Source organism: Waterburya sp. (genome assembly GCF_058530065.1).
The window spans coordinates 1-4,699 of the sequence record NZ_JBZNBU010000006.1; the positions used below are offsets into that span (position 1 = coordinate 1).

The following is a 4,699-nucleotide window of genomic DNA, read 5'->3' on the forward strand; positions in this document are numbered from 1 at the left end:
AATGCGTTGTAAATCCGTCCACTGCGCTGTAGAGTTATGACTTTTCAAGCCTCGATCGAATGCCTGATGCAGACTCAAGGAAGATTTTAAAGATGCAGGATCGATCTCCCGATCTTCAGACTTAGCTATTTCTTGTTTAAAAACACTCTCAAAAATTTCCGCCCAAGCTTTGAGATGTTCGTGACTAACCGCAGTATTGGGGGCATCTTTACTCGGTTGTTCTTCCCCAAAAGCAGAGTTAATCGAAGTTGCTATCGCCTGTTGATAAGCTAGCCTCACCGAAGCATACCACATCCCCTGGGTGACTAATAAATCCATTATTCCCGCAATTTTGGGGGAATCTCCCTGAGTAGCATTGGGAGTATGCAAGACTCTTTCTAACCACAAGCCGAGGGTTTTATAATCAACATCGCGATCGCCAATCCGCCAGCTATCAAAATCGCCGTTGTGGGTAATGCGGTGATGAACGTTTTTCGTTTCGCAAATCCATTGTTTACCCGTAAATTGCCAGACATCTTCCTGTCTGCCACTCATCCATTCATGCCAGTGGGTTTCCAATTCCGAGGGGGCTGTACCAGAAGTAGCATAACGATAGTGCCACACTCCCGCGATCGATTCAGTTGGCTTAATTCCCTGTGAAATAGCCCGTTTTCTTTCTTTGGCAAAAGCAGTTTCTAGGGATGTAGTTAAATTACTGCGTTTTTGATTGACAATTTTCTTACCCACAAACACAGGTAAATTATTTTGTCTGCCAATTACCAAACCTCCCCCTGCTTGTTCCCCTCTTACTTCGGTTTCCTGTCCCATTTGTTGTGCTATACTTTGCAGCCTGGGTGGTAAAAGATCTGGTTCGTCATCTGGTTGACGTAGGGCAATCAAACCAAAATTACCACAATATAAATACTCTGCTACCCCCGTAACCATCGCTTCCATATCTGAGAGGGAAGATAGGGCAATAAACAAGTTAATAATAATAGATAGCCGAATAAAAATATTATCGAGATAGGGAATAAGAATAAATGCGATCGCCAGATTGAATAAAATTCCCGCCGAGGCTTTTAGTCTGATGTTGCGGGGTTGTTCCACGTAGAGACTGGGGGACTGAGTGACGAGGTGACGGGGAGATAGGAGTGGTATGAAGATGTAATTAAAAGGGATGAGAGATTTAATAACTCGATCGATAGATCGTTGTTCGAGGATGTTGGTTAGATTGATTGCCGATAAATTTCGATCCGCTAGGGCGATCGCAATGGTATGTCCCAATCCATGAACGACAATCGCGCTTTGCCAAATAAATCTCAAGAATACAGAATAAACTAAACACTGCCAACAAATAGAAGCTACTGTTCCATTTGTAATAGTAAAAAAAATGGTAACAGTTAAAACAGCGATGGCTTCTGGAAGTTTATCGAGTAGTTTTGTTAAGCAAGTAAGTCTGTACATTGATTTTTATCTAATCTATTTCGTTGACTTCTAATAGAAAACCATTCCACAGATTTTCTTTGAGTTGAAATGCCTCGTTAGCTATGCGTAATGCCTGCATTTTTTCCGCTTCATCTCGACAAAGGCAGTCAAAAAGTCGAGCAATCTGTTTTAATTCAAATGGTCGTTCGTGTTTATGGATCAATTTCTGAATATACTTATTTAAAATCGAGCTTTCTTCTTCTTTTTGAAGAAAAACTTGTTTCATTGAAGTAAAAAGTCCTAAAGACAACCTTTCTTTATTCAGAAAAAAGGTAGCAGCAATTTCTGCCATAGTCCCTGACTGGGCGACAGCCGAATTAAACTCTATTAATTCTTTGATTTCAGGTTTTAGTAAATGGAAATTACTTTTTGCATCTATAAAGTACCAAAGATAGAGATCGGGGTCAATTTCTAATTCGGCTACGGCGGAAATATATTCGGCAAAATCATTAGTAGGTTGGCCGTAAGGATATAGTTCGCTTTCTTGGTTAAAAACAACTTTGTCAAGCAATATTCTAGTTTGGTTAGAACATGTTACTTCTCCAGTTTTCAAAGCTACATCGAGCTTATCTTGTAGCGATTTTAGCAATCTAAGAGAATCCCAAACAGCAAAAATATGGTAGGAAACAAAACATTCAATTTTAGCTATTGAAGTTAATTTACTATAGATTGGATGATGAGCAAGCCAATCTGTTTCTGGTTCTCGATCGGCTGTAAATTCATGAAAATTGTTTTGCTCTCGAACCAAGGAAGAGCTTAAAAATAAGGAAATATCAATTGCGCTGTCAGATAGCATAATTTTAGATCGAGTCCGATGATATTTAATAGAAAGACAAGCAGTCATTGTCAATAAGAAAATTTCTATAAATGGGGATTTTGTATTGCTTTATATTCGTTATATCCAAAAATAATTTGATGGATAAATTTTTTTATAACCCCTGTTTTATTCATCACCATTAACTGGGGTAAATTCATAATTAAATGGATGACTTGTGCTAGGTTTAATTATTACCAGTTGAATCTTACCCAGGCGATCGCCTGACGGCAGAAAATTGACCCCACTACTAGCCCCAGATGCGGTAAAGTTGCGGTCTGATAGTTGTTGTTGGATACTTTCTCTAGTGGGGTTGGGACTCGATTCAATGGCTGCAATCAAAGCCTGGGTAGCATTGTAAGCCATTGCGCTACGCCAGTTTACTTCACCACCCCAAAGTTTGCGGGCAACTAGGGAAAATTCTGCCTCAGGATTAGTGCGGATATGCCAGGGAATAGCAATAACCATGTTTTCGCCCGATTCTCCCGCGATTTGCAAAGTTTTGGGAGTATAAACATCATCGCCACCCAAAATACTCAGGCGTTGGCGATTAACTTTGACTACTTCTAGGGCTTTGTCTAAAGTGCTAGTACTGGAGGCTAGCATAATTGTTTGTGCGCCTTTAGCTGCTGCTTCTTTAAAAGTATCCCCAGCGTTAAAATTGGGATCTGCCAGATCGAAGCTACTAACTACCTCTCCGCCTCCTAAATGTACCGCAGCCGTAAATTCCGCTCGCAGAGATTCGCTGTAATTGCTTTCGGAGTTATAAAAAACTGCCACCTTATGTTGCTGTAAACTCGATAGCATATAGTCCGCCAACCCCCTGGCTGCCAAGTAATCGCTGGGAACAGTACGGAAGACATAGGGACTGCGATCGCTCAATTCTACTGAGGTACTGATAGGAGAAATAGTTACTAACTTGTTATCTTCGTAAACTGGTGCGGTTGCCAGAGTAACATCGCTGGCATAATGTCCCACTACTCCTAAGACATTCTTATCTTTACCGAGACTTTGTGCCACTTGTTTGGCGATTTTGGGATTGTTATCGTCGTTAATAATTTGTACTCGGACGGGAATATCATTAATCCCTCCTGCCTCATTGATACTATTTTGTGCTTGTGCCACCCCCCGCAGAATTTCCTTGGCTGCATTGGCATTGCTGCCGATGGGAATAGATACCGCAATGTTATAGGATTTTTTCTCGCCAATACGGGCATTGTTGAGATAAATTAGGGCTTCGGGATCGTTAGGTTCGGTTTTTAACGAGGTAGTAAATAGATCCGCTGCATTTTGATATTCTCCTCTACCGATAGCTGCTACTCCCATTTCTTTAGCTGGAGTAGTAGTTTGGGGAATTAGAATCTTTTCGCCCACGCTCAATCTATTCTGTAGCTGGTTATCCACCCTCGCGGAATTATTTGCTAGAGGCTTGACAGCTTCTAAATCGGCGACTTTAAGACAGACATATCCCCCTAAAATTAGTATCGCCGTAAACGGGACGAAAAATAAGGATTTAGAACCCCAATTAATTATCTTTTTTCTGGTTGATGGGATCGGTAACTGTTGAAGACTGGTTTTAGCAGCAGGAAATTTAGTAATTACGGCAATATCTTCTAAGGTTCGCATCACCTCCGCAGCACTCCCAAAGCGATCGCTGGGATGGGGAGACAACATAGTACTGAGAATCCATTCCAGTTTGGGATTGATACTAACGTGCGCTCGCCAATTCCAGCCATAATCGTGGCGATCGATTAACTGTAATGGTTCTTTACCCGTCAGCAACACTACCGCCGTCGCAGCCAGCGCATAAAGATCGCTGTGGGCATAAACAATACCCCGTTCTACCTGTTCTGGTGGGGCATAACCAGTCTTGCCCAATGCCGTACCCGTTAATGAAATAGGAGTGTTATCGTCTGCTTCTAATTCCTGTTGGGTTTTGAACTCGACTTCTTTAATACAGCCAAAGTCAATCAAGACGGGTAATTCATCTCCCTGACGTAAAATTAAATTGTCGGGAGAGATATCGCGGTGAATCACGCCCATTGAATGAATGTATTCTAAAATCGGCAAGACTCTCACCAATAACTGTTTAATTTCTGCTTCGCTAAATTTCCGCTTTTCCTTTAAACGCTGATTTAACAGGGCGTGATAGTTTTCCCCTTCGATATAGTCTTGAACTAAAAACAACAAATCCTTATTTGCCTTTTTGTGGCGAAATAATTGCTGAAACTGGGGAATTTGGGGATGCTGCAAGCGATAAAGAACTCCTGCTTCTCTTTCAAACAATTCTTGGGCTTTTTCTAAGGCAAATGTACCTTTGAGTCGGGGGGCAAATTCCTTAAGTACGCAGAGTTCGTCAAAACGGTTAATATCTTCTGCCAGATACGTACGACTAAAACCACCATGCCCTAGCTGACGGAC

The 4,699-nt window shown here is 41.5% G+C and carries 2 protein-coding genes and 1 pseudogene; all 3 read right to left on the bottom strand.

Annotated elements, in window-relative coordinates:
* Positions 1–1,443 (bottom strand): annotated as a pseudogene (locus tag AC33VI_RS00345) (hypothetical protein); the annotation flags it as partial.
* A 10-nt stretch (positions 1,444–1,453) separates the two neighbouring features.
* Positions 1,454–2,260, bottom strand: a complete 807-nt coding sequence (locus tag AC33VI_RS00350; RefSeq protein WP_491780284.1) for a DUF3050 domain-containing protein — start codon at positions 2,258–2,260, stop codon at positions 1,454–1,456.
* 147 nt (positions 2,261–2,407) lie between these two features.
* Positions 2,408–4,699, bottom strand: a 2,292-nt coding sequence (locus AC33VI_RS00355; RefSeq protein ID WP_491780285.1) for a bifunctional serine/threonine-protein kinase/ABC transporter substrate-binding protein, incomplete at its 5' end; no start/stop codon positions are given.

Coding starts and splice junctions, on each gene's coding strand:
- AC33VI_RS00350 (WP_491780284.1), bottom strand. CDS start 2,260: ATGCTATCTGACAGCGCAATTGATATTTCCTTATTTTTAAGCTCTTCC.